Genomic DNA, 24,565 nt, shown 5'->3' on the forward strand with positions numbered 1-24,565 from the left:
AAATTTGGCAACTCACCCCTGGCACGCGCCTCATATACTCGCTAAGAACCTTTCGCACGCGCAACAGAACTGCAACGCGAAAGCCCTGGCTCCGTCGATGATCGAACTCCGGTCCGTCACCCACGCCTATGGCGACCGCCCCGTCCTGCACGACCTGTCGCTGCGGCTGGCCGAGCGGCGCATCGCCATTCTCGGCGGCAACGGCTCGGGCAAGAGCACGCTGGCCCGCCTGCTGAACGGGCTGATCGTACCGGCCGCCGGCACTGTCACGGTCGATGGTCTGGATACCCGCAGCGACGGCCGGGCGGTGCGCCGGCGGGTCGGTTTCGTCTTCCAGAATCCCGACACCCAGATCGTCTATCCGACGGTGGAAGAGGATCTCGCCTTCGGACTGAAGGCACGCAAGCTGCCGAAGGACGAGATCGCCCGCCGCGTCGCCGGGGCGCTGGAGCGCTATAACCTCGACCGCTACCGGCACCAGCCGGCCCACCAGATGAGCGGCGGCGAGAAGCAGCTGCTCGCCATCGCCGGGGTACTGGTGCTTGAGCCGGCCTATGTCATCTTCGACGAACCGACCACGCTGCTCGACCTGCGCAACCGCCGCAAGGTGATCGACCTGCTGCGTGGCCTGCCGCAGACAGTGATCGTCGTCACCCACGACCTCGACATGGTGAAGGATTTCGACCGGGCGCTGGTGCTGGAGGATGGCCGCGTCGTCGCCGACGGCCCGCCGGCGGAAACCGTGCCGGCCTACATCGAGCGGCTCGGCTGATGCTGGGCCTCTACCTGCATCGGGAGTCGGTCGTTCACCGCCTGCCGGCAGGGGCGAAGCTCGGCGGCCTGCTGCTGGTGACCATTCTGGTGCTGGCCCTGCCCGGCGGCTGGGGAGCGCTGGCCGCCGGATTGATCGGCGCCGCGGTGCTTGTGGCGGCAACGCTGCCGGCCAAGCGGGTGCTGACTGAGCTTCGGGCGCCGGTGCTGATGCTGACCCTGTTGTTCGGTTTCCAGGCGCTGCTGGCCGGCGGCGGGTGGGAGGAGACGGCGGTCGCCGTCGCCCGCTTCGCCGCCCTGATCCTGCTGGCGACCCTGGTCACGCTGACCACCCGCGTCATGGACATGGTCGATCTGTTCGAGCGGCTGTTCGGCCTGCTGCGGCCGGTCGGGGTCAACCCGGCAAAGATGGCGCTGATGCTGGCCCTGACCATCCGCTTCATCCCGCTGCTGGGCGAACAAGTGCGCGAGGTGCGGATGGCCCAGCGTGCCCGCGGCGTGGAGCGCAACATAGCCGCCCTGTTCGTTCCGCTGCTGGTCAAGATCCTCACCATGGCCGATGATCTGACCGCCGCACTGGAAGCGCGCGGTTATGACCCGGTGGATGCCGGGACGAACGACAGCGAAAACAAAAACAGCACGCAACGATAACGTCACCAGCCGAAGGAAGCGTCCGCCATGTTGTCCACCCGCGACCTCGTCCTCTGCGCCCTGTTCGCCGCCCTGCTGGGCGGGCTCGGCATGGCGCCGCCGATTCCGCTCGGCTTCCTGCCGGTGCCGATCACCGCGCAGACGCTGGGCGTCATGCTGGCCGGCACCATCCTGGGCGCCAAGCGCGGCGGCATCGCAGCACTGCTGTTCGTGCTGCTGGTCGCGGCCGGCCTGCCGCTGCTGGCCGGAGGGCGCGGCGGCATCGGCGTCCTGATGGGGCCGACCGGCGGCTTCGTGCTGTCCATGCCGGCCGCCGCCTTCGTCACCGGCTGGCTGGCTGAGCGGTTCGCCACCGGCGCCAATCCGTTCCGCCTCTTCGTGGTCAGCGTGCTTGGCGGCATCATGGTCGTCTATGCCGGCGGCATTCCCTGGCTGTGGCTGGTCGCCGGCCTGCCGATCAACAAGGCGGTGTTCGGCTCGCTGGCCTTCGTGCCGGGCGACCTGATCAAGGCCGGCATCGCCGCCGTTGCCGCCTCGGGCGTCCGCCGCGCCGGCATCCTGGCGATCCATGCCTGAGAGAATGGCGCCAGAGGGAATGGCGCCTGAGCGGCCATTGCCGACCGGCAGCTATTTGAGGGCGGACAATCTCGCCCGCCCCTTCGCACGGGCCGCTGAATGGGCGCCTGACCATCCGGCGCTGATCCTCGGCGATGAGACACTGTCCTATGGCGCGCTGCTGGAGCAGGTGCGGCGGGCCGGTGCCGGTGTGGCTGCCCTGGGCCGGGCTGGAGAGCCGCCGCGCGTGGCGCTCAGCCTGGGCAACCGGCCGGAACTGCTGGCGCTGTTCTTCGGCATCGTCGCGGCCGGCGGCATCGTCGGTCTGCTCGACCCGAAATGGAGTGCCGCGCAGACTGCCGCCGCAATCGAGACCTTCCGCCCGGATCTGTATCTGACGACCGGGACCGCCGCCACCTGGATCGCAGCGCAGCCGGCGGGCTGGACCATACCCGCCGTCGATCCGAAAACACACTTCCTGGTCGGCTTCACCTCCGGCACCACCGGCCGGCCCAAGGCCTTCATCCGCAACCAGGGTTCCTGGCTGGCGACGCTGGAGGCGAGCCGGATGGAATTCGGCATCGGTACCGAGGACGTCGTTCTCGTGCCGGGGCCGCTGGTCCATGGCCTGGGCCTATATGGCGCGGTGGAGGGGCTGTCGGCCGGCGCCACGGTGCGGGTGCAGCCGAAATTCGACGGAACCGACGCGGCGGCGCAGTTGGCAGAGTGCGGCGTCACCACGCTGGTGCTGGTGCCGACGATGCTGGTCGGCATTCTCGACGCTGCCGAGCGCGACGGCCGACAGTTCCCCGCCCTTCGCCGGGTGGTCTGTTCCGGCGCCAAACTGGCGCCCGCGGTACATGACCGGCTGGCCGCTCTCTGCCCCGATGCCGCCATGCTGGAATATTACGGCGCGTCCGAGCTGAGCTTCGTCAGCCTGCGCTCGTCCCGCGAAGGCGCCCCCGCCGACAGCGTCGGCCGTCCCTTCCATGGGGTGGAACTGAGCCTGCGCGACGATGACGGCCGTCCGGTGGAGCGCGGCCGGCCCGGCACCGTCTGGGTGCGCAACGGCATGCTGAGCGATGGCTATCTCGGTGTCACCGACGGCACCGGCTACCGTGAGCGGGACGGCTGGGGCACGGTCGGCGATTACGGCTGGATCGACGGCGAAGGCTGGCTGCGGCTGGTCGGGCGGGCCGGTGACATGGTTATCACCGGCGGCCTGAACGTTTACCCGGCGGAGGTCGAAGCGGTCCTGCGCGCCCATCCCGCGGTGGCGGAGGCGGTGGTATTCGGCCTGCCCGATCCCTATTGGGGCGACGCCCTGTCCGCCGTGGTGTGGTGGCGCGGAAGCACACGCGCCTCGCTCGCCGACCTGCGCGGCTGGTGTCACGAACGGCTGGAGAGCTACAAGGCGCCGCGGCGGGTCTTCGCCGCATCCGACATGCCCCTGACCGGCAGCGGCAAGATCGCCCGCGCCGATGTGCGCGAACGGGCGAAGCTCAGCGGACCGGACGGCGGGCTGGAGGTGGTGGCGTGACCAGCCGCCCTATCATCGTCGCAGCCCGGCGAACCCCGGTCGGGCGCATCGGCGGCAGCTTGCGCGAGCTTCCCGTCGAGGATCTCGCCGCTCCGGTCATCCGCGCGGTGCTGGGCGACGCCGGCCTCGACCCCGCGGAGGTGGACGAGGTTCTGCTGGGCAATGCGGTCGGTCCCGGCGGCAATGTCGCACGGCTGTCGGCCCTGGCGGCCGGACTGCCGGTGTCGGTGCCCGGTGTCACGGTGGACCGGCAGTGCGGATCGGGGCTCGAAGCGATCAATCTCGCCGCCCGGCTGGTGCAATCCGGCGCCTGCGACGTCGTCTTGGCCGGCGGGGTGGAGAGCACCAGCACCGCCCCGTGGCGCGTCGCCAAGCCGTCAAGCCTCTACCGCAGCCCGACCTTCTACGACCGCGCCCGCTTCGCCCCAGAGGAGGTCGGCGACCCGTCGATGATCGAGGCAGCGGAGACGGTCGCCACGGCCTACGGCATCGACCGTACCCGCCAGGACCGCTACGCGCTGGACAGCCACCGCAAGGCCTTGGCCGCGCAGGCCGCCGGGCGCTTCGACCGCGAGATCGTTCCGCTGCATCTCCCCGACGGCCGCGTCGTCGTTCTCGATGACTGCCCGCGTGCCGATACCAGCCTCGAAAAGCTGGCGGCGCTACGGCCCATCCTCCGGCCCGATGGCACGGTCACGGCGGGCAACGCCTGCCCGGTCAATGACGGTGCCGCCGTGGTGGCGGTGGTGTCGGAGCGAAAGTTCCGCGCGCTCGGCCTCACCCATGGGCTGGCGGTGGTCGACAGCGCCGCGGCGGGCGTGGATCCGAAGCTCCTCGGCACCGGCCCGATTCCTGCGGTGACCAGGCTGCTGGCCCGCAATCCCGGCCTGACCGTCGCCAACATCGACCTCGTCGAGTTCAACGAGGCCTTCGCCGCCCAGGTGCTGGCCAGCCTCGACGCGCTTGGCATCGACCGATCGCGCGTGTCGGTCGGCGGCGGAGCCCTGGCGCTCGGCCATCCCTACGGCGCATCCGGGGCGATCCTGGTGACGCGCCTGTTCAGCGAAATGCTGTTCCCAGCGGCGGGCCGTGCGCCCCGCCGGGGTCTCGCTACGCTCGGCATCGGCGGCGGGCTGGGGCTCGCCACACTTCTGGAGCCTGTTTGAATGACCAGCGCCCCTGCGGCCGGGGATAGCTTCCGGTCGGCCTTCCGTCACCGCGCCTTCGCCCTGTTCTGGAGCGCGCGGGTCTGCTCGATGCTGGCGATCCAGATGCAGGTGGTGGCGGTCGGCTGGCAGGTCTATGCCATGACCGGCGACCCGCTCGACCTCGGGCTGGTCGGACTGTTCCAGTTCCTGCCCTCGCTGGCGCTGGTTCTGGTGGCCGGCCATGTGGTGGACAACAACGACCGCAAGACGGTCCTGTTCGGCGCCCTGTCGGTCGAGATGATCGCGGTCGCCGCCCTGTTCCTGCTGACCATGGCGGGCGCCCTGTCGCCCCACGCCATCTTTGCCGTGGTGGCGCTGATCGGCCTCGCCAAGTCCTTCGAGGGTCCGGCCAACCAGGCGATCCTGTCCGCGACCGTCCCGGTGGAGGATTTGCCCAACGCCGTCGCCTGGCAGTCGTCGGGCGTGCAGGTGGCGCAGATCTCCGGTCCGGCGCTGGGCGGACTGCTCTACATCGCCGGTCCGGCCGCTGTCTATGGCGTCAGCACGGCGATGCTGCTGCTGTCGGTCCTGCTCATCGCCGCCTGCCGGCCGCGCCCCGTCACCATGACCAAGCGCGCCATGAGCCTGACCAGCATGCTGGCCGGCGCCTCCTTCATCCGCAGCCGGCCGGAGATTCTGGGCGCCATCTCGCTCGACCTGTTCGCGGTGCTGTTGGGCGGAGCGACGGCGCTGCTGCCGATCTATGCGCGCGACGTGCTGCATGTCGGGCCGTGGGGGCTCGGCCTGCTGCGCTCGGCGCCTGCGCTGGGGGCGCTCGCCATGGCGATGGTCATCACCCGCTGGGGCGTGAAGCGCCATGCCGGGCGCTGGATGCTGATCGCGGTGGCCGGGTTCGGCGTCGCGACCATAGCCTTCGGCCTGTCGGCCGATCCGGTGCTGTCCTTCATCGCCCTGCTGGCGGTCGGCGCCACCGATCAGGTCAGCATGTTCGTCCGCCAGACGCTGGTCCAGCTGTCCACCCCGGATGAGATGCGCGGCCGGGTCGGCGCCGTCACCTCGCTGTTCATCGGCGCGTCCAACCAGTTGGGCGAGTTCGAATCCGGCAGCGTCGCGGCACTGATCGGCGCGGTTCCCGCGGTGGTGCTGGGCGGCGTCGGCGCAGTCGGGCTCGCCGGGCTGTGGGCGGCGATGTTCCCGGCGCTGCGGCGGGTGGACCGGCTGCTGGGGCGGTAGCGTGAGGCGAGCCCGCCACACATCGCTGCATATGTCCAGAAGCCGATGGGCTCAACTCTAGACTTTTTAGAGATACCTGCATACACTTAAAGGTGCATTCAGGCTGTTAAATCCTCTGTTCTGCATGATGACTGGAAATAAGAGCAATATTCCTCTGGAGGCGATTTTGGCCGTTCTCTTGCGGAATGTGGAAATGAATGCCGACCGCGCGATGGAATCAGAAGGCAGAAAGAGAGATTGATATGAGCATCGTCGTTGCAAGCGTACCCCTGCATTTATGGGATGGTGGAAGTGGTACCGGTATCGACTATGATAACTCTTTTCTGTATTCAATAACTCCATCGCAGATCGTTGCCCGATTTACAAAAAACGGCGCGACCGTGATGGATGCTACAGTAAATGGTAATATCAATATAACCGGAACTAACATATCAGGAAGAATTACATCCCTTACAGCGACGCAGCCCAGTGGGAATATACTGCTGTCAATCAGTAATGCAAATCTGAGCTTCTCAAACGCATATGATTTTTCTAATGTATTGACAGTCCCGTCGTTGCTGTCGGGTGACGACCAAATATTTGGCTCATCCCAGACAGACTATTTACAGGGATACGCGGGAAACGATTACATCAGCGGCGGTGGAGGTGACGATCAGATCTACACCAGCCCTGGTTTCGATACCATCGATGGCGGAGAAGGTATCGACACCGTCATCAATCTCCAATATACGAGCAGCGCGAGGCTGGTCGCCTTCAATGGACAGGTTGCCATTCTTGATCGCAGCAATGGCAGCGACATTCTGATGAATGTCGAATACGTCAGGTATTACGACGGGATGGTGCCGACTTCGAGTGCCGCTGGTTTCGATGCCCTGGGGTATCTGGCGGCCAACCGGGATCTGGCCGCCGTCTTCGGCACCAATCAGGCCGCTGCTTTCACTCACTATATTCGGAGCGGCTATACTGAAAACCGCGCGACCAGCTTCGATGCCGCCGGGTATCTGGCCGCCAACGCGGATCTGGCCGCGACCTTCGGGGCGGACACCGCTACAGCCACCCGGCATTACATCACCAACGGTCGGTTGGAGGGACGAAACACCTCCTTCAATGCGACAAGTTATCTGGCGGCCAACCCGGATCTGATCCAGGCCTTCGGCTCCAGCACCACCGCGGCGGCCCTTCATTACGCAACCACGGGACGGCTCGAAGGACGGACGACGACGTTCAACGCGGCTGCCTATCTGGCGCGGAATCCCGATCTTCAGCGTCGGTTTGGCAACAGCGAAGCGTCGGCGGCAGCCCATTACGTGAACTTCGGCTACCGCGAAGGACGCTCCACCACCCCGCTTGCGACGACCGGCCGGGCGGCACCGATGCTCGAGTTGGATGCCTCGGCAGGCATGCTCGCCGCCGCCGTCTGACGCCATCGTCTGACAAGGCTCCTGCAGGCGGGTCATCCCCGCCCGCAGGATCGAAATCAACGGCTTACAGGTACCGGATCGTCACCTTGTCCGCCGCCTGCTTGGCCCGCGCCCGTGCATCGTCGGTGTCGGTGCCGGTTGCGAGCGCCACACCCATGCGGCGGTTCTTGCGGGTGGTCGGCTTGCCGAACAGGCGGACGTCGACCTCCTGCTCGGTCGAACCCAGGCGCAGCGCGTCCGCCAGCCCCTCGATGCGGAAACTCTCCGCCTCGCGGTCGGCCAGGATGACGGCGGAGGCCGACGGGGCACGGCATAGGATATTCGGGATCGGCAGGCCCAGGATGGCGCGGGCGTGCAGTTCGAATTCCGACAGGTTCTGCGACAGCAGCGTGACCATGCCGGTGTCGTGCGGCCGCGGCGACAGTTCGGAGAAGATCACCTCGTCGGCGGTGACGAAGAACTCGACGCCGAAGATGCCGTAGCCGCCGAGATTGTCGACGACGCGCGCCGCCATCGCCTTGGCGTCGTCCAGCATCGCCTGCGGCATGGCGACCGGCTGCCAGGATTCCTGGTAATCGCCGCGCTCCTGCCTGTGGCCGATCGGTTCGCAATAGAGGATGCCGTCGCGGGTGCGGACGGTCAGCAGCGTGATCTCGTATTCGAAGGGAACGAACTCCTCGACGATCACTTTGCGGCGGTCGCCGCGCATGTTCGCCACCGCATAGTCCCAGGCCCCCTCCAGCCCTGCGGCGTCCTGCACCGTGCTCTGCCCCTTGCCGGACGACGACATCACCGGCTTGACGACGCAGGGGAAGCCGGTGTGCTCCGCCCCGGCGCGCACCTCCTCCAGGCTCTCGGCATAGCGGTAGCGCGAGGTGCGCAGGCCGAGTTCAGTCGCTGCGACCTCGCGGATGCGGTCACGGTTCATCGTCATGGTCGCGGCACGGGCCGACGGCACGACAATGGTGCCGGCATCCTCGAATTCGTGCAGCACCTCGGTGCGGATCGCTTCGACCTCAGGCACGATGTAGTCGGGGCGGTGCTTGGCGATGGCGGCGCGCAGGGCATCGGCGTCCAGCATGGAGAACACCTCCGCCCGGTCGGCGACCTGCATCGCCGGCGCGTTGGCGTAGCTGTCGCAGGCGATGACCTCGCAGCCCAGCCGCTTGGCGGCAATGACGAATTCCTTGCCCAGCTCCCCGGAGCCGAGCAGCAGGATCCTGGCGGTGAACATCGACACACTCCCGATATTGGCGACAGCTGGCGATACTGGCGACAGCTGGCCGACCATAGGGCTTCCGGCCAGCCGGGCCAAGCCCTTGCCGTACGTTTCCCCTATGCACCTGACAAGCGGAACCGGGACTGCGCAAATATTTCTAAAAAGAAATTATAATGGCAGCGGATGAAAAACTCCGCTCATGTGTTCATGCGTAAATGAAGCCCTTGGTCTGGGAGGCGGCGATGGAAACAGCGGCACGGCGCGGATTTTTCGGCGGCAGGACGGCCATGGCCGCGTGCCTGGCGGTGTCGCTGGCCCTGCCCGGCTGTGCCGGCAACGGCAACGACGACATGGCGGGCGCCCTGTTGATCGGCGCGGCTGTCGTCGGGTTGGGCGTGCTGGCAGCGACCGCCGGCAATGATGACGACGATGGCGATTATAACCGCGGCCGTAACCGGCACCATCGCAGCGGCTACGACAATTCCGGCTATTACGGCAACGGCTACGGCCGGGGTCGCGGCGGCTACAGCCCCTATGCCGGCAACGGCCAGTGCGACGATTCGCGGTACCGAACCTCCAACGGCGGACATGCGGAATCCGGTACCGATGAACGGGATTGCCGCCGCTTCGGTGACGGCCGCAAGTAAAAGGGAGCCGTCCGAATGCGGTTCAGCGCCGCCGCCCCTCCAGGTTCTTGCGGACGATGGCGCCAATGATCAGCAGGAAGGCCAGCAGACGCAGCACATAGACCCAGCTCTGCTCTTCGCGCTCCAGCCCGCCGAGCGCCAGCACGATCTGGTTCAGCGCCAGCAGCAGGAAGGCCAGCGCGAAGCTGACGAACAGCGCATCCCTCGTCCGCCTCCAGAAGCCGAGGAAGAACAGCCCGGCCACCGCATAGAGCGCCGCAAGCACGCCGGTGAAGAAGCTGGAGGTGGTGGGCAGCATCACTCGGCATCCCAGATGAAGCCGTACAGCAGCACGCCCACGCCGGCCATGGCGGAGAGCTGGCGCAGCGGCAGCAGGTCGACCTGTGTCGGCAGGACGACGACATCGATGAACAGCAGCAGATTGTTCACGGCGAGCCCGACGAAACACAGCGTGCTCCACAGCAGAAGCCGGCTGCGGGACCGCAAATAGCTGCGCAGCAGCAGGACCATGCACAGCAGGCTGGCGGCGAAGCACAGCAGATAGACCGCCGACTTCACGACCTCCATGTCGTCGCTCCCACCCCGCTCTCCCCCTGCAGGGGACGGCACGCATTGGTGACTGTGTAGACCGCGGTCATTTCATTCATTGAGATCAATTCATCACTGGGATCAATCGTTGAGGCGGAAGCGGAAGGAATCGGCAAAGATTTGCACCTTGTTGCCGGGAGCCGCGAAAATCTCCCGGATGATGGCGGACGGACGGGTGGCGTAGGCCTGCTCGATCTCCTCCACCCACTGGTCCAGAAGCGGGGAAGCCGGGCGGTAGCGGTGGCGGCCGTCGGGCTGCGCCACCAGCAGACACGCGCCGAGGAACCCGGCCAGCGCCTCCTGTACCACCACGTCGCTGCCACGCAACTCGCTGACCAGATCGGCGTTCGACCAGTCCCGGTCGGGAGTCCGCCGCAGAAGAAGAAGAAGCTCCAACGCCCAGACAGACCGGATCGAACCTCGCAACAGGGTAGACGCATCGTCGGACAAAACCATGAACCGGAACCTGACCTGATATGCACAACCGGCGGCGTGGGGTAACGCCGCCCTCGATTCCCCTCATCACCCCCGGACGGCCTCCGCCGGGGCGAGAGGGGCCTGCGGATCCAGCGCGCGCCGCAGGGCACGGGCCAGATCGCCGTCACGGTACGGCTTGGACAGCGTTTCCGCCCGGCTCAACACAGTCCCCAGAACGGCGCCGGGATCGGCGGTGCCGCCGGCGTCGGTGGACGCGCCGGCCTCCGGTCCCGGCGCAGACGTTCCGTTGGCATAGCCCGAGGCGAACAGCACCCGCAAAGAGGGATGGCGGCGCAACCCCTCCAGCGCCAGTTCGCGGCCGTTCAGACCGCCGGGCATGACGATGTCGGTGAACAGAAGGTCGACCGGCTGCCGGTCCAGCAGGGTCAGCGCCGCCTCGGCACCGTCGGCCTCCAGCACACGATACCCCAGAGCCGCCACCGCCTGCACCGCGACCGACCGCACATCGGCATCGTCATCGACCACCAGCACGGTCTCGCCACGGCCGGCGAAGGCTTCATGGCCGTCATCCTCGTCGGCCGACACGCCATGGGCGCTGTCCATCGCCGCCCGCGGCAGGTAAAGGCGGAAAACGGTACCGCTGCCGGGCTTGCTGTCGATGCCGATCAACCCGCCCGACTGCTTGACGAAGCCATGGATCATGGCAAGGCCCAGACCGGTGCCCTTCCCCGTCTCCTTGGTGGTGAAGAAGGGCTCGAAGGCCCGCTCCAGCACGTGCGCCGGCATGCCGCATCCGCTGTCCGCCACCGACAGCAGGATATAGTCGCCGGCCGGCACCGTCATGCCGTTTCCTGTCTGCGGCTCCATAAACCGGGTGTTGGCCGTGCTGATCCGCAGAGTGCCGCCACCGGGCATGGCGTCGCGGGCATTGATGACGAGGTTCAGCAGGGCCGATTCCGCCTGGGAGCGGTCGACCGAGGCGATCCACAGCGGCTCGGCATCGGCCGGCGGCGCTTCGATGGCGATGGCGACACCGCCGCCCAGCGTGCGCTCCATCAGCTCGCCCATGCCGGCGACCAGATCGCCGAGATCCACCGGTTCCGGGTGAAGCTGCTGGCGCCGGGCGAAGGTCAGCAGCCGCCGAGTCATGTCGGAACAGCGCAGCGCCGCCTGCAGCGCCATCTCCGCCCGCCGCGCCGCCTTCGGATCGTCGGCAAGGCCGGGGACCAGCCGCTCCAGGCTGCCGATCACCACCATCAGCATGTTGTTGAAATCGTGGGCGATGCCGCCGGTCAGCTGGCCGACCATTTCCATCTTCTGTGCGTGGGCGAGCTGCTGCTGGGCTTGGCGCGTCTCGGTCACGTCCACGATGGTGCCGAACAGCTCGGCCGGCCGGCCATCCTCGTCGCGCACGACCACAGCCTGGTCCAACAGATGGCGCTCGCCGCCGTCCGGACCGCGCCAGCGGTATTCCACCGTGGTCAGCCCGGCATCGTGGATCGACGCCAGCTGGCGAAGCACGCGGCTGCGGTCGTCCGGATGCAGACCGGATTCCCAGAAATTCGGATCCTCGATGAAACGGGCGGCGGGGCAGCCCAGCACCGTCCGCGTCGTGTCGGACAGGTAGCGGAATGGAATGCCCGGCGTCAGGTCGGCGGTGTAGAGCACGATGGGAAGTTGGCCCAGGATCAGGGCCTGCCGCTCTTCCGAGCGGCGGAGCGCCTGTTCGGCCTGCCGCATTTCGCGCCGCACCCGCTCGTTCTCGTCCAGCAGGCGCTGTTTCGCCTCGACCTCGCGCTTGACCTCCTCCGTCTTGCGGTAGAGGTCGACGAAGACCGACACCTTGCATTTCAGGATCTGCGGGTCGACCGGCTTGAACATGTAGTCCACGGCGCCGGTGGCATAGCCGCGGAAGATGTGCGTCTCGTCCTTGTTGATGGCGGTCAGGAAGATGATCGGGATATGGCGCGACTTCTCGCGCAGGCGGATCAGACCCGCCGTCTCGTAACCGTCCATCCCCGGCATGTGCACGTCCAGCAGGATCACAGCGAAGTCCTGGCGCAGCAGATGCTTCAGCGCCTCCTCCCCCGACCGGGCGAGCACCAGCTGCGCCCCCAGATCCTCCAGCGTCTCCCGCACGGCGAACAGGTTCCGCGGGTCGTCGTCGACGATCAGGATCGCGACGTCCGCCTTGTCGGGCTGCGGGTGTGAGTCGGTGGTCATGGTTCCGCTTTCGCATCCCGCGGGAACGGCGGCCGGCGGTGGCGTCACAGTGGCGGGAGGAACGGTTGCAGGGGCAGCCGGCGCCGCTTCCACCGCAGCTGCGGCCGGCGGCAGAGGTGGCTTACGGACGACGTCCCCGCCGGTCGGCTGGGCGCTGGCGGTGCCGAGCAGGCGCGACCGGCGGGCCGTCGGCATCGGGCTGGCGGCCGACGGGACGAACGGCGCGCGCCGCACCGCACGAACGGGCTGCAGCTTGCGCCGGGTCATGCCTGCACCCCACCGCGCTGTTGCTGCCGGTTGTTCTTGGCGGTCCAGATCCGCAGCAGCGACAGCAGATGGTCGATGTCCACCGGCTTGGCGATGTAGTCGGTCGCGCCGGCTTCGATGCATTTGTCGCGGTCGCCCTTCATCGCCTTGGCGGTGACGGCGATCATCGGCAGCGCCCGGAACTCGTCGATGCTGCGGATTGTGCGCATGGTCTCATAGCCGTCCATCTCCGGCATCATGATGTCGACCAGCACCACGTCCACGCCGGGGTCGGCACGCAGCCGCTCGATGCCCTCGCGTCCGCTTTCGGCATGCAGGACCTCGATCTTGTGGGCCTCCATCACGCTGGCCAGCGAGAAGATGTTGCGGATGTCGTCGTCGATCACCAGCACCCGCTTGCCGGCCAGCGACGGGTCGTGCTGGCGCAGGTCCAGGATGCTGCGCCGCTTCTCGTCGGGCAGCCGGTCGACGGCGCGGTGCAGGAACAGCGCGGTTTCGTCCAGCAGTCCCGCCGGCGAACGGGCGCTCTTCAGCACCACGGTTTCGGCCAGCCGGCGCAGCCGCGCCTCGTCCTCCGCCGCGATGTCGGCGGCGACATAGATCACCACCGGCATCCAGGCGAGCGTGTCGCGGGTGCGCAGCCATTCGATCAGCTCGAAATCCACTGTCACCGGACCGGCCAGGGTCGGGCTCGACAGATCCAGCACCATGCAGTCGAAATGGTCGGCGCTCAGCGCCGCCATCGCGGCCTCGATCGAGGTGACGGTGTGCGTCTCCACATCGCCGTTGCCGATCAGGGCGGCGACGCCGCCCGGCTGCGGGCTGTCCTTCTCCACCACCAGAAGCCTGCGGTGGTCGCGCTCCCGGAAGCTCTTGACCCGGTTCAGGGCGTCGAAGATCGCCTCGCGCTCCACCGGCTTTTCCGAATAGTCGAAGGCGCCCATCGCCAGGCCGCGCCGCCGCTCGTCCTTGGCGGAGATGACGTGGACCGGAATGTGCCGGGTCTGCGGATCGCGCTTCAGCAGATCGAGCAGCGCCCAGCCATCCATGTCCGGCAGCCCGATGTCGAGCAGGACGGCGTCCGGCCGGTATTTGCGCGCCAGCGGCAATGCCGCCGACCCACCGCTGGACAGGATGGTGCGGAAGCCTTTCTCCCGCGCCAGATCGATCAGGATGGAGGCAAAGGTGTTGTCGTCTTCCACGATCAGCACCACCGGCTCACCGGGGCGCAGGCGCTCGCGGTCGTCGCCGGCCGGCTGCTGCATGTCCAGGAGCGCCAGCCCCTCCTGCGGGCCGGAGGCCACCACCGGGCGGGTCGCCGTCTCGGTCCGCTTGGGCAGCAGCGCGGTGGGCGGCATGGCGGCGCTGGCGGCGGCGATGACGGGCGTGCCGAACTGCGCGACCGGCTCCGCAACGATGTCGTAGCTGCGCGGAACGAACAGCGTGAAGGCACTGCCTCTGCCCGGCGTGCTGGCGACGCGGATCTCGCCGCCCAGCAGACGGGCGATCTCGCGGCTGATCGACAGGCCGAGGCCGGTGCCGCCATATTTGCGGCTGGTGGTGCCGTCGGCCTGCTGGAACGCCTCGAAGATGATGCGCTGCTTGTCCTCGGGGATGCCGATGCCGGTGTCGATGACGGTGAAGGCCAGCACCGAGGAGGCGGCGTCCAGCGTCGGATGGGCGGCACTCCACCCTTCCGTCGCCTGGGCGACACGGAAGGTGATGCCGCCGCTTTCGGTGAACTTGAAGGCGTTGGACAGCAGGTTGTTCAGCACCTGGGCCAGCCGCTTCTCATCGGTCTGGATGCTGGCGGGCAGCGCCTTGTCCATCTCGATGGCGAAGTCCAGCTTCTTCTCCTGCGCCAGCTGCGAGAAGGTGCGTTCCACATGGTTGCGCAGGTCGCCCAGCACGACCTCGCCGATCTCCAGCGTCACGGTGCCGGATTCGATCTTCGACAGATCGAGGATGTCGTTGATCAGGCCGAGCAGGTCGGAGCCGGCGGAATGGATGGTGCGGGCGAACTCCACCTGACGGTCGGACAGGTTGGTATCGGGGTTGTCGGCCAGCAGCTTCGACAGGATCAGCAGGCTGTTCAGCGGCGTGCGCAGCTCGTGGCTCATGTTCGCCAGGAACTGCGACTTGTATTTGGAGGTCAGGGCAAGCTGCTCCGCCTTCTCCTCCAGCGCCGCCTTGGCGAACACGACCTCGCGGTTCTTGCGCTCCACCTCGATGTTCTGCTTCTCCAGCTGCTCGGCCTTCTCCTCCAGCGCCTCGTTGGTGGTGGTCAGCTTTTCCTGCTGGGCCTTGAGCAGCTCTTCCGACTTGCGCAGCGAGGCGGCCTGCTGTTCCAGCCGCTCGTTGGTGGTCTTCAGCTCCTCCTGCTGGCTCTGCAGTTCGGTGGTCAGGCGCTGCGACTGCTTCAGCAGGCCTTCGGTTCGCATGTTGGCGGCGATCGTGTTCAGCACGATGCCGATGCTCTCGGTCAGCTGCTCCAGGAAGCTCTGATGCGTCTCGCTGAAACGGCCGAAGCTCGCCAGCTCGATCACCGCCTTCACGTCGTCCTCGAACAGCACCGGCAGGACGATGATGTTCAGCGGCGGCGCCTCGCCCAGGCCGGAACTGATGGCGACATAATCGCGCGGCACGTTGGTCAGCAGGATGCGCTTCTTCTCATAGGCGCACTGCCCGACCAGACCTTCCTTCAGGTGGAAGCGGTTGGACAGGTTCTTGCGCTCCTTCAGCGCGTAGGAGGCGACCAGTTCCAGCAGCGGCTCGTCGCGGTCGCGGGTGGCGACATAGAAGACGCCGTGCTGGGCGTTCACCAGCGGCGCGATCTCCGACAGGATCATGTTGGAGACGGTGACCAGATCGCGCTCGCCCTGCAGCATGCGGGTGAATTTCGCGAGGTTGGTCTTCAGCCAGTCCTGTTCCGCATTCTTCAGCGTCGTGTCGCGAAGGTTGCGGATCATCTCGTTGATGTTGTCCTTCAGCGCCGCGACCTCGCCCATCGCCTCGACGGTGATCGAGCGGGTCAGGTCGCCCTTCGTCACCGCGGTGGCGACCTCGGCGATGGCGCGCACCTGGGTGGTCAGGTTGGCGGCCAGCTGGTTCACGTTCTCGGTCAAATCCTTCCACAGCCCGGCGGCGCCCGGCACGCGGGCCTGACCGCCCAGCTTGCCTTCGATGCCCACCTCGCGCGCGACGTTGGTGACCTGATCAGCGAAGGTCGCCAGCGTGTCGATCATGCCGTTGATGGTGTTGGCCAGCGCCGCGATCTCGCCCTTGGCGTCCACCGCCAGCTTGCGCTTCAGGTCGCCGTCGGCGACCGCGGTGACGACGCTGGCGATGCCGCGCACCTGACCGGTCAGGTTGGCCGCCATCATGTTCACGTTGTCGGTCAGATCCTTCCAGGTGCCGCCGACGCCCTCCACCTTGGCCTGACCGCCCAGCTTGCCTTCCGAGCCCACCTCGCGTGCCACGCGCGTCACTTCCGAAGCGAAGCTGTTCAGCTGGTCCACCATCGTGTTGATGGTCGATTTCAGCTCGAAGATTTCGCCCTTCACGTCGACGGTGATCTTCTTCGACAGGTCGCCCTTGGCGACCGCGGTGGTGACTTCGGCGATGTTGCGGACCTGACCGGTCAGGTTCGCCGCCATCATGTTCACGTTGTCGGTCAGATCCTTCCAGGTGCCGGCAACCCCCTTCACCTGGGCCTGACCGCCCAGCTTGCCCTCGATGCCGACCTCGCGCGCCACGCGGGCGACTTCCGAGGCGAAGCTGTTGAGCTGATCCACCATCGTGTTGATGGTCGATTTCAGCTCGAGGATCTCGCCCTTCACGTCGACGGTGATCTTCTTCGACAAGTCGCCATTCGCGACCGCGGTGGTGACTTCGGCGATGTTGCGCACCTGCCCCGTCAGGTTGGTCGCCATCGCGTTGACGTTGTCGGTCAGATCCTTCCACGTCCCGCCGACGCCCTTCACCTGCGCCTGACCGCCCAGCTTGCCTTCCGAGCCCACCTCGCGCGCGACGCGCGTCACTTCCGAGGCGAAGCTGTTGAGCTGGTCCACCATCGTGTTGATGGTCGATTTCAGCTCGAGGATCTCGCCCTTCACATCGACGGTGATCTTCTTCGACAAGTCGCCGTTCGCGACCGCCGTCGTCACCTCCGCGATGTTGCGCACCTGCCCGGTCAGGTTGGTCGCCATCGCGTTCACGCTGTCGGTCAGATCCTTCCAGGTGCCGCCGACGCCCTTCACCTGCGCCTGACCGCCCAGCTTGCCTTCCGAACCCACCTCGCGCGCAACGCGCGTCACCTCCGAGGCAAAGCTGTTCAACTGGTCCACCATCGTGTTGATGGTGTTCTTCAACTCGAGGATCTCACCCTTCACCGGCACGGTGATCTTTTTCGACAGGTCGCCGTTGGCGACGGCGGTCGTCACGTCGGCGATGTTTCGCACCTGACCGGTCAGGTTCGCCGCCATCAGATTCACGCTGTCGGTCAGATCTTTCCACGTCCCACCGACGCCTTCCACCCGCGCCTGACCGCCCAGCTTGCCCTCCGAGCCCACCTCGCGAGCAACGCGCGTCACCTCCGAGGCGAAGCTGTTCAGCTGGTCCACCATCGTGTTGATGGTCGATTTCAGCTCGAGAATCTCGCCCTTCACGTCGACGGTGATCTTCTTCGACAGGTCACCCGTCGCGACGGCGGTCGTCACGTCGGCGATGTTGCGCACCTGACCGGTCAGGTTGGCCGCCATCATATTCACGCTGTCGGTCAGGTCTTTCCACGTCCCGCCGACGCCCTCCACCTTGGCCTGACCGCCCAGCTTGCCTTCCGAGCCCACCTCGCGCGCAACGCGCGTCACTTCCGAAGCGAAGCTGTTCAGCTGGTCCACCATCGTGTTGATGGTCGATTTCAGCTCGAGAATCTCACCCTTCACGTCGACGGTGATCTTCTTCGACAAATCGCCCTTGGCGACCGCGGTGGTGACTTCGGCGATGTTGCGGACCTGACCGGTCAGGTTTTCCGCCATCATGTTCACATTGTCGGTCAGATCCTTCCAGGTGCCGCCGACACCCTCGACCTTCGCCTGACCGCCCAGCTTGCCCTCCGAGCCCACCTCACGCGCCACGCGCGTCACTTCCGAGGCGAAGCTGTTGAGCTGATCCACCATCGTGTTGATGGTCGATTTCAGTTCGAGAATCTCACCCTTCACGTCGACGGTGATCTTCTTCGACAGATCGCCCTTGGCGACCGCCGTCGTCACTTCGGCGATGTTGCGGACCTGACCGGTCAGGTTGGCCGCCATAACGTTGACGTTTTCCGTCAGGTCCTTCCAGGTGCCGGCAACACCCTTCACCTGGGCCTGACCGCCCAGCTTGCCTTCGATCCCTACCTCGCGCGCCACACGCGTCAGCTCGGTGGTGACGGTGACGAGCTGGTCCACCATCGTGTTGACGTTGCGGGCGGTGCGCAGGAACTCGCCCTGCAACGGCCGGCCCTCGATCTCCAGCGCCATGGTCTTGGACAGGTCGCCCTTGGCGACCGCACCGATGACGCGGGCTATTTCCGTCGTCGGCTGGATCATGTCGCCGACCAGCGTGTTGATGCTGTCGACGCAGGTTTCCCACCCGCCGGACGCATTGTTCAGCTTGGCGCGCTGGCTGATGCGGCCTTCCTTGCCGATGGCGACGCTGAGTCGGCTGACCTCGGTGGTCAGGTTCTGATTCAGCTCGACCACGTCGTTGAAGGCGGCGGCGATTTCGCCGTCGATTCCGGTGAGGTCCAGCGGCAGCCGCACCGAGAATTCACCCTTGCGCAATTGCCGCAGGGCCATCAGCAGAACCTTCGGATCCAACGCGTCCGCCGTCTCGACCATCGCCGTCATGCCGTTCCCCAATCCGCGCGCCGTGCCCACCATGGACCGCGCTCCGCCCATCCCCAGGACCGCTTCACTGCGCGGTCGAAGAAAACGTAGGCCAACACAACCGGGATTCCGAACGTCCGCACCGACAGTGTGCGCACTCCATCCTCATCCGGAGCGTGACTGCGCAGTCCTACAGCCCCGCACGATGAAGTAAAGGCTATTCGGGTCAACTTGGCCTTTCGTAGGAACTCTGCCTTCCGGCGTAAGGGCTATGCCTATAACTTAGGACGAGGCGAGAATTTTCTTGAGCTTAGGCGGCCTTGTCACCGGCTTACTCAGCTGGGCGGCCATTATGCGAAGCTCAGGCTTCGGAACGATTCGATGGCGGACATCGTTATGGATCCAGCCATGACGGGACATTTCGGCGCCGGCCGCCTCCCGCGGGGCAAGACGACCCGACACATCTCAGCCTGGGGCTTGGCGATGAATCTTTGGACGTTTTCCATGCAGGCTTCGATGTGCTGCATGCTCTCTTGGATGCGCGCCTGCCAGCAGGGTGCTGCCCTTACCCATTCATTTACCGGAATGCAGCTCCTGACCCCGCCGCGGCCACCGGCCGACGTGTTGCCCTTTCGCGCACGCCGCACGGCACGTGGCGGCGGGTTCGGCGGTCCGGCCGTGGTGATCCCGCTCGGCCGGCGCTGATCGCGCAACGCGCAGATCCGTTCACGCAGCAGATCCGTTCACGCAATTGTGTAGACCCTGTGATTTGCCGAAGGCCGGCCGCAGCCCTATGGTTAGTGGCAGGAATGGTCCGTTCGGGAGAGGGTCGATGCTGTTCAAGTTTCCCACCGCGTCGCAGGCACGCGAAGACGAGGTGACGCCGCGGGAGCTGTTCCTGTCGCGCCGCAGCCTGATCGCCGGTGGCGCCGCCGCCATGGCGCTGGGCAGCCTGCCGGTATGGAGCGGCAGCGCGCTGGCAGGCCCCTTCCAGGCGGCGACCACAATCAAACCGGCCGATCCGAAATTCGATCCGACGACTCCGATGAAGTCGGCCACCACCTACAACAATTTCTATGAGTTCGGCACCGGCAAGAGCGATCCGGCCGAGAATGCCGGCACACTGAAGACCCGCCCCTGGGAAATCGCCATCGGCGGCGAGGTCGGCAAGCCGATGACCATTGGCATCGAGGATCTGCTGAAGTTCCCGATGGAGGAACGCGTCTACCGCCTGCGCTGCGTCGAGGGCTGGTCGATGGTGGTTCCCTGGGTCGGCTTCCCGCTGGCGGAACTGCTGAAGCGGGTGGAGCCGACCGGCAACGCAAAATACGTCGCCTTCCAGACCCTGAACGACCCGAAGCAGATGCCCGGCCTGCGTTCCTGGGTGTTGGACTGGCCCTATACCGAAGGTCTGCGGCTGGACGAGGCGATGCATCCCCTGACCATGCTGGCCGTCGGCATGTATGGCGAGGTGCTGCCCAACCAGAACGGCGCACCGATCCGGCTGGTGGTGCCGTGGAAATACGGCTTCAAGTCGATCAAATCGATCGTCAAGATCTCGCTGGTGAAGGACCAGCCGGCGACCGCCTGGAACAAGTCGCAGCCGCGTGAGTACGGCTTCTACTCCAACGTCAATCCGGACGTCGACCATCCGCGCTGGAGCCAGGCGACCGAGCGGCGGGTCGGTGAATTCTCGCGCCGCAAGACTCTGCCCTTCAACGGCTATGGCGAAGAGGTCGCGTCGCTCTATGCCGGCATGGACCTGAAGGCGAACTACTGACCATGGCCGCCCCCCTCGCCTCCAACGGCGGCGTCGATGTGCGCGCCGCGGCGAACGCCGCCCTCACGTCACGCTGGGCCAAGCCCGTCGTCTTCACCCTCGCCCTGGTTCCGCTGGTCTGGACCGTCTGGCTCGCCTACACCGGCGAGTTGGGGGCGGAGCCGGTGCTGGAAAGCGTCAAGGCCAGCGGGCTGTGGGCCTTGCGTTTCCTGCTGATCGCGCTGGCGCTGACACCGCTGCGCATGCTGACGGGGGTGGCCGGGCTGGCGCGGTTCCGGCGGATGCTGGGGCTTTTCGCCTTCTTCTATGCGCTGGTCCATTTGTCCACCTACGTCGGGTTGGACCAGTTCTTCGATTGGCCGGCGATCTGGAAAGAAATCGTCAAGCGGCCCTATATCACGGTCGGCATGGGGGCCTTCCTGATCCTGACGGCGCTGGCCGCGACCTCGACCGACGGGATGGTGAAGCGGTTGGGCGGCAAGCGCTGGCGCACGCTGCACAAGGCCGTCTTCGTCGCCGGGCTGGCCGGCTGCCTGCACTTCATCATGCTGGTGAAGGGCTGGCAGACGGCGCCGCTCGTCTATGCGCTGATCTGTGTCGGGCTGCTCGCCTTCCGCCGCTGGCCGATCCGGCTTGGGCAGCGGAAGGACAGGACACGCAAAGAGGCTCCGGTCAGAACACGGCCCGCAGCAACCCCACGGTCCGCCGAAGCGCCAGCACCGCACTTTCCGGATGGAAGCTCCCCCGTTCGTCGCAGTTGAAGCCATGGCCGGCCGGATAGACATGCACCGGCACCCACGGATAGCGGGACTTCACCCCCTCGGCGACCGACAGCGGGATGGCGTGGTCCTGCTCGCCGAAATGCAGCAGGGTCGGAACCCGCGGGGCACTGTCCAGCGACTTGCCGATCTCGCCGCCGTAATAGCCGATGGCGGCGCGCACTGGCAGCGCCGCTGCCGACGCCCAGGCGATGCTGCCGCCCCAGCAATAGCCGACGATGGCCGCGACCCCGTCACCGCCGAGATGGGCCAGCGCCGCAGCGATGTCCTGCAAGGCGTCGGCGGTCGCCACCGCCCCCTTCAGCGCGATGCCCCGCTGAATGCCGGCATCGTCATACGGCAGTTCGACCCCGCGCTCGGCCCGGTCGAACAGGTCGGGCGCCACGGTGGTGAAGCCCTGCTGGGCGAAGCCGTCGCAGACGCTGCGGATGTGATGGTTGATGCCGAAGATTTCCGGAGCCACGATCAGGCGCCCGATCTCCTCGCCCTTGGCTGGCGCGCGATAGGCGCGCATCCGGTGGCCGTCCGCCGCAGTCAGTTCGATCCAGCCGGCAGCCATGCCCACGGTAGCGTCACTCATGTCCCGAACCCTCATCATGCGAGACCGTCCAGGCGGTCATTGCCGATAATGATAGGGAGTTGGAGCGTCAGGGCAACTGGCGACAGGGCAACGCACCGCTGCAAAGGCCATATCTGTCCGTCACCGCTCTGCCGGCGATTGGATTGATGCTCCTGATTTCCTCGCCTGCTTCGCGACGCGTTATGCCGCGCGGATGCCGGCCAGGAAGATCTCGATCTCCCGACGCAAAACCGCCGCCTGACGGGTCAGGCCGGTCGAGGCATCGAGAACTTGCGATGCCGAACCCCGGGTCTGCGCAGCGGCGATGGCAGCATCCTGCAACACCAGGATGTTGTTCAGCATCCGCGTCACCCAGGGACACCAGTCGGCCAGGGACATCGGTGGCGCCGCACCCTTCCGCGCGGCGTCGATCACGCCTTGAAAGCGTTGCTCCCCCTCCGTCATCATGGTGGAGCGCACATGGTCCAGCGCTTTGGTCAGTTCCGGCGGATTGCCGAGGTTCGGCACGACTTGCTGCATCGTCTGCCACAGCAGAGCGACCTTACCGGTCATCTCCGTCGTCGCCTGCAACCGGTCCGGGCCGAACGGCATCCCGGCGACGAACAGCCCGACGGAGGCGGAACGGGTGCCGCCGATGTCGCGCATGTCCTGCGTCAGACGCGCCAGATTGACATGTCCGAACAGGTCCGGACTGTCCACGATGGTGGAACGGTAGTGTCGTCGATCGCCTTGCCCACACTCTGGTTGGCGGCCTCGATCCACACCCGCCTTCTCCAGGGCAGCGTCGGTGGCGGCGACGGCGTCGTCCAACGGCTTTGCCGTGGCGGCGTCAAGCGGCTTGTCGCTGTCGAACGCCTTCCCGCAAGGCGGCGGTGACCGACGACGCCAAGACCTACGGTGTCGCCTCTAGTCTAAATCCACTTCGGCCGCCGGTCAGTTATGGGCCCTCCCGACCTGGAAGGGCTATCCGGCGGACGGGAAGCCGGTCCACCGTCAGCGCTCTCGCGCCAGCGCCCCGTGGATCTGCGCCACCACCGCGGCGCCCTCCCCCACGGCGGCGGCAACGCGCTTGGTCGAGCCAGCGCGGACGTCGCCGGCCGCGAATATTCCGGGCCGGCTGGTTTCCAGCGGCAGGCGGGGCACTCCGTCGCCAACCTCGGTTCCGGTCAGCACGAATCCCTTGCGATCGAGCGCCACGCAGTCGTTCAGCCATTCGGTGTGCGGGTCGGCGCCGATGAACAGGAACAGGTGACCGACCAGCAGATGGCGTTCGGCGTTTGTCCCGCGGTCGCGCAAGGTCACCGCGGACAGGCCGCCGCCCCGGTCGCCCTCCAGCGCCGCCACCTCGGTGCCGGTGTGCAGCACCACGTTGGGCAGCGCCATGATGCGGTCGATCAGGTAGCGCGACATCGACAGTTCCAGCCCGCCGCCACGCACGATCAGGTGAAGCGTCTCGACATGGGGGGCAAGGAAGACAACCGCCTGACCGGCGGAATTGCCACCGCCGACCAGAACGACCGTCTGGCCGGCACACAGCTTTGCCTCGATCGGAGAGGCCCAGTAGGACGCCCCCGCCCCCTCGAACCGCTCCACCTCCGGGATGTCCGGCCGGCGGTACCGCACGCCCGACGCGACCACGACCGTCCGTGCCCGAACGACCGAGCCCCCGTCACGCCCACCCTCGCACTGGATGCGGAACGGCCCGCTGTCGGTGCAGTCGATCTCTCCGACCTCCACCGGGATCGCGATGTCGGCCCCGAACTTCTGCGCCTGGTTGAAGGCCCGGCCGGCCAACGCCTGTCCGGAAATGCCGGTCGGGAAGCCCAAATAATTCTCGATACGGGCTGATGCCCCCGCCTGCCCGCCGATGGCACGGCTGTCGAGGACGAGGACCGACAGCCCCTCCGACGCAGCATAGACGGCGGTCGCCAGTCCGGCCGGCCCGGCACCGACTACGGCCACATCGTACAGTTTGCCAGACTCCAACTCCGCGGTCATGCCCAGCGCGAAGCCGGCCTGCGCATTGGTGGGGCGGCGAAGCGTCGTGCCGTCGGGACAGATCATCAGCGGCAGGTCTTCCTCCCGGACCGCCGAGCGCTCCACCAGGGCACGCGCCTCGGCATCCTGGTCAGGATCCAGGACGGAACAGGGATGCCCGTTGCGGAGCAGGAAGCCCTGGAGCCGGATCACGTCCGGTGCGTCCGCCCGCCCGACCAGCACCGATCCGGCATCCCCGGCTTCCAGAAGTCCGACCCGCCGCAGGATCAGCGCCCGCATCACCGTCTCGCCGATCTCCGCCGAACCGATCAACAGGGCACGCAGGTGGGCGGTATCGCAGGGAAAGGCCTCGCATCCATCGGGGCCGGCGGTCCCCGCCGCCAGCGAAGGACGGTCGCCGAGCTGGCTGAGTTCGCCGGTGAACTGGCCCGGACCGACCGCCGCGATCGCCGCTTCATGCCCCAGGCCGTTGCGTCGGCTGGTCTCGATGGTGCCATCCAGCACGAACCAGGCCGGAGGGTGACGGTCGCCGACCGCGTAGACCGGCTCTCCGGGCGTGAAGCGCCGCACTTCGGAACCGGCGAAACGCCGGGCGGTCTCCAGCTGACCGGCGGTGAGCGTCGGGAACATCTGCCGCCTGCGTGCGTCGATCACGGTCATGGGACCCTCGATGGTTGGAGACGGGCCGATGCGCGATCGCCGGCCGGCCGCATGACCCGGATCCTACAGGCGGCAGCCCCAGCCGGCCTATCATACAAGAGTCTTGCAAGGGACAGCCGATGGCCCGGGTCGGGCACGCCCCGCATGACCATAGATTTCGCAAAATCCCGCGGAAA

At 66.7% G+C, this 24,565-nt stretch carries 20 protein-coding genes; 11 read left to right on the top strand and 9 right to left on the bottom strand.

The features are described from left to right. The first annotated feature begins 97 nt into the window (after positions 1–97). The 7 genes from ABNQ38_RS11135 to ABNQ38_RS11165 all read left to right on the top strand — a co-directional run bounded on the left by ABNQ38_RS11135 (position 98) and on the right by ABNQ38_RS11165 (position 7,340). Entirely contained in the window at positions 98–772 is a 675-nt protein-coding gene (locus ABNQ38_RS11135; protein ID WP_377806894.1) for an energy-coupling factor ABC transporter ATP-binding protein, read from the top strand. After that, a complete protein-coding gene (locus ABNQ38_RS11140; RefSeq protein ID WP_377806895.1) occupies positions 772–1,422 on the top strand; it encodes an energy-coupling factor transporter transmembrane component T family protein in 651 nt (216 codons plus the stop codon). The genes ABNQ38_RS11135 and ABNQ38_RS11140 overlap by 1 nt, the downstream gene beginning before the upstream one ends. 27 nt (positions 1,423–1,449) lie before the next feature. After that, the gene (locus ABNQ38_RS11145) at positions 1,450–1,998 is read left to right on the top strand and encodes a biotin transporter BioY (protein WP_377806896.1); all 549 of its coding nucleotides are present in this window, start codon (positions 1,450–1,452) and stop codon (positions 1,996–1,998) included. 19 nt (positions 1,999–2,017) lie between these two features. After that, positions 2,018–3,517 carry a class I adenylate-forming enzyme family protein gene (locus tag ABNQ38_RS11150; protein ID WP_377806897.1) on the top strand — a complete coding sequence of 500 codons (1,500 nt, stop codon included), beginning with the start codon at positions 2,018–2,020 and terminating at the stop codon, positions 3,515–3,517. Beyond that, positions 3,514–4,683, top strand: a complete 1,170-nt coding sequence (locus ABNQ38_RS11155) for a thiolase family protein (RefSeq protein ID WP_377806898.1) — start codon at positions 3,514–3,516, stop codon at positions 4,681–4,683. The genes ABNQ38_RS11150 and ABNQ38_RS11155 overlap by 4 nt, the downstream gene beginning before the upstream one ends. Then, the gene (locus tag ABNQ38_RS11160; RefSeq protein ID WP_377806899.1) at positions 4,684–5,919 is read left to right on the top strand and encodes an MFS transporter; all 1,236 of its coding nucleotides are present in this window, start codon (positions 4,684–4,686) and stop codon (positions 5,917–5,919) included. Between the two features lie 242 nt (positions 5,920–6,161). Then, positions 6,162–7,340, top strand: coding sequence for a hypothetical protein (locus tag ABNQ38_RS11165; RefSeq protein WP_377806900.1), 1,179 nt, complete (start codon positions 6,162–6,164; stop codon positions 7,338–7,340). A gap of 64 nt (positions 7,341–7,404) precedes the next feature. Here ABNQ38_RS11165 and purT read toward each other — a convergent pair whose 3' ends face one another. Next, complete coding sequence (purT, locus tag ABNQ38_RS11170) at positions 7,405–8,574, bottom strand: formate-dependent phosphoribosylglycinamide formyltransferase (protein WP_377806901.1); 1,170 nt, start codon at positions 8,572–8,574, stop codon at positions 7,405–7,407. 272 nt (positions 8,575–8,846) lie between these two features. On the opposite strand from purT, the gene ABNQ38_RS11175 reads away from it, so the two are divergent. Further along, entirely contained in the window at positions 8,847–9,206 is a 360-nt protein-coding gene (locus ABNQ38_RS11175; protein ID WP_377806902.1) for a hypothetical protein, read from the top strand. Positions 9,207–9,228: 22 nt separating this feature from the next. Here the strand turns inward: ABNQ38_RS11175 and ABNQ38_RS11180 are convergent, their stop codons facing one another. From ABNQ38_RS11180 to ABNQ38_RS11200, 5 genes are all read right to left on the bottom strand, one after another. Continuing rightward, complete coding sequence (locus ABNQ38_RS11180; protein WP_377806903.1) at positions 9,229–9,504, bottom strand: DUF5985 family protein; 276 nt, start codon at positions 9,502–9,504, stop codon at positions 9,229–9,231. Then, complete coding sequence (locus ABNQ38_RS11185) at positions 9,504–9,773, bottom strand: DUF5985 family protein (RefSeq protein ID WP_377806904.1); 270 nt, start codon at positions 9,771–9,773, stop codon at positions 9,504–9,506. Before ABNQ38_RS11185 ends, ABNQ38_RS11180 begins: the two co-directional genes overlap by 1 nt. 102 nt (positions 9,774–9,875) lie before the next feature. Beyond that, complete coding sequence (locus tag ABNQ38_RS11190; protein WP_377806905.1) at positions 9,876–10,250, bottom strand: hypothetical protein; 375 nt, start codon at positions 10,248–10,250, stop codon at positions 9,876–9,878. A gap of 66 nt (positions 10,251–10,316) precedes the next feature. Continuing rightward, the gene (locus tag ABNQ38_RS11195; protein ID WP_377806906.1) at positions 10,317–12,722 is read right to left on the bottom strand and encodes a response regulator; all 2,406 of its coding nucleotides are present in this window, start codon (positions 12,720–12,722) and stop codon (positions 10,317–10,319) included. After that, complete coding sequence (locus ABNQ38_RS11200) at positions 12,719–18,646, bottom strand: HAMP domain-containing protein (protein WP_377806908.1); 5,928 nt, start codon at positions 18,644–18,646, stop codon at positions 12,719–12,721. Before ABNQ38_RS11200 ends, ABNQ38_RS11195 begins: the two co-directional genes overlap by 4 nt. Positions 18,647–18,973: 327 nt before the next feature. Between ABNQ38_RS11200 and ABNQ38_RS11205 the strand changes: the two genes are divergently transcribed. The 3 genes from ABNQ38_RS11205 to ABNQ38_RS11215 all read left to right on the top strand — a co-directional run bounded on the left by ABNQ38_RS11205 (position 18,974) and on the right by ABNQ38_RS11215 (position 21,133). Further along, the gene (locus ABNQ38_RS11205) at positions 18,974–19,297 is read left to right on the top strand and encodes a hypothetical protein (protein ID WP_377806909.1); all 324 of its coding nucleotides are present in this window, start codon (positions 18,974–18,976) and stop codon (positions 19,295–19,297) included. Between the two features lie 127 nt (positions 19,298–19,424). After that, positions 19,425–20,372 (top strand): protein-methionine-sulfoxide reductase catalytic subunit MsrP, encoded by a 948-nt coding sequence (gene msrP, locus ABNQ38_RS11210; RefSeq protein ID WP_377806911.1) that lies wholly within the window; start codon positions 19,425–19,427, stop codon positions 20,370–20,372. 2 nt (positions 20,373–20,374) lie between these two features. After that, entirely contained in the window at positions 20,375–21,133 is a 759-nt protein-coding gene (locus tag ABNQ38_RS11215) for a sulfite oxidase heme-binding subunit YedZ (RefSeq protein WP_377806912.1), read from the top strand. Here the strand turns inward: ABNQ38_RS11215 and ABNQ38_RS11220 are convergent. The 3 genes from ABNQ38_RS11220 to ABNQ38_RS11230 all read right to left on the bottom strand — a co-directional run bounded on the left by ABNQ38_RS11220 (position 21,045) and on the right by ABNQ38_RS11230 (position 24,389). Further along, on the bottom strand, positions 21,045–21,731 hold the full coding sequence (locus ABNQ38_RS11220; RefSeq protein ID WP_377806913.1) for a dienelactone hydrolase family protein: 687 nt from the start codon (positions 21,729–21,731) through the stop codon (positions 21,045–21,047). The genes ABNQ38_RS11215 and ABNQ38_RS11220 overlap by 89 nt on opposite strands. Positions 21,732–21,911: 180 nt before the next feature. Beyond that, on the bottom strand, positions 21,912–22,541 hold the full coding sequence (locus ABNQ38_RS11225; RefSeq protein WP_377806914.1) for a hypothetical protein: 630 nt from the start codon (positions 22,539–22,541) through the stop codon (positions 21,912–21,914). Between the two features lie 183 nt (positions 22,542–22,724). Beyond that, the gene (locus ABNQ38_RS11230) at positions 22,725–24,389 is read right to left on the bottom strand and encodes an FAD-dependent oxidoreductase (RefSeq protein ID WP_377806916.1); all 1,665 of its coding nucleotides are present in this window, start codon (positions 24,387–24,389) and stop codon (positions 22,725–22,727) included. Positions 24,390–24,565 lie beyond the last annotated feature (176 nt).

Source organism: Azospirillum sp. A29 (assembly GCF_042604625.1).
Taxonomy (GTDB): domain Bacteria; phylum Pseudomonadota; class Alphaproteobacteria; order Azospirillales; family Azospirillaceae; genus Azospirillum; species Azospirillum palustre.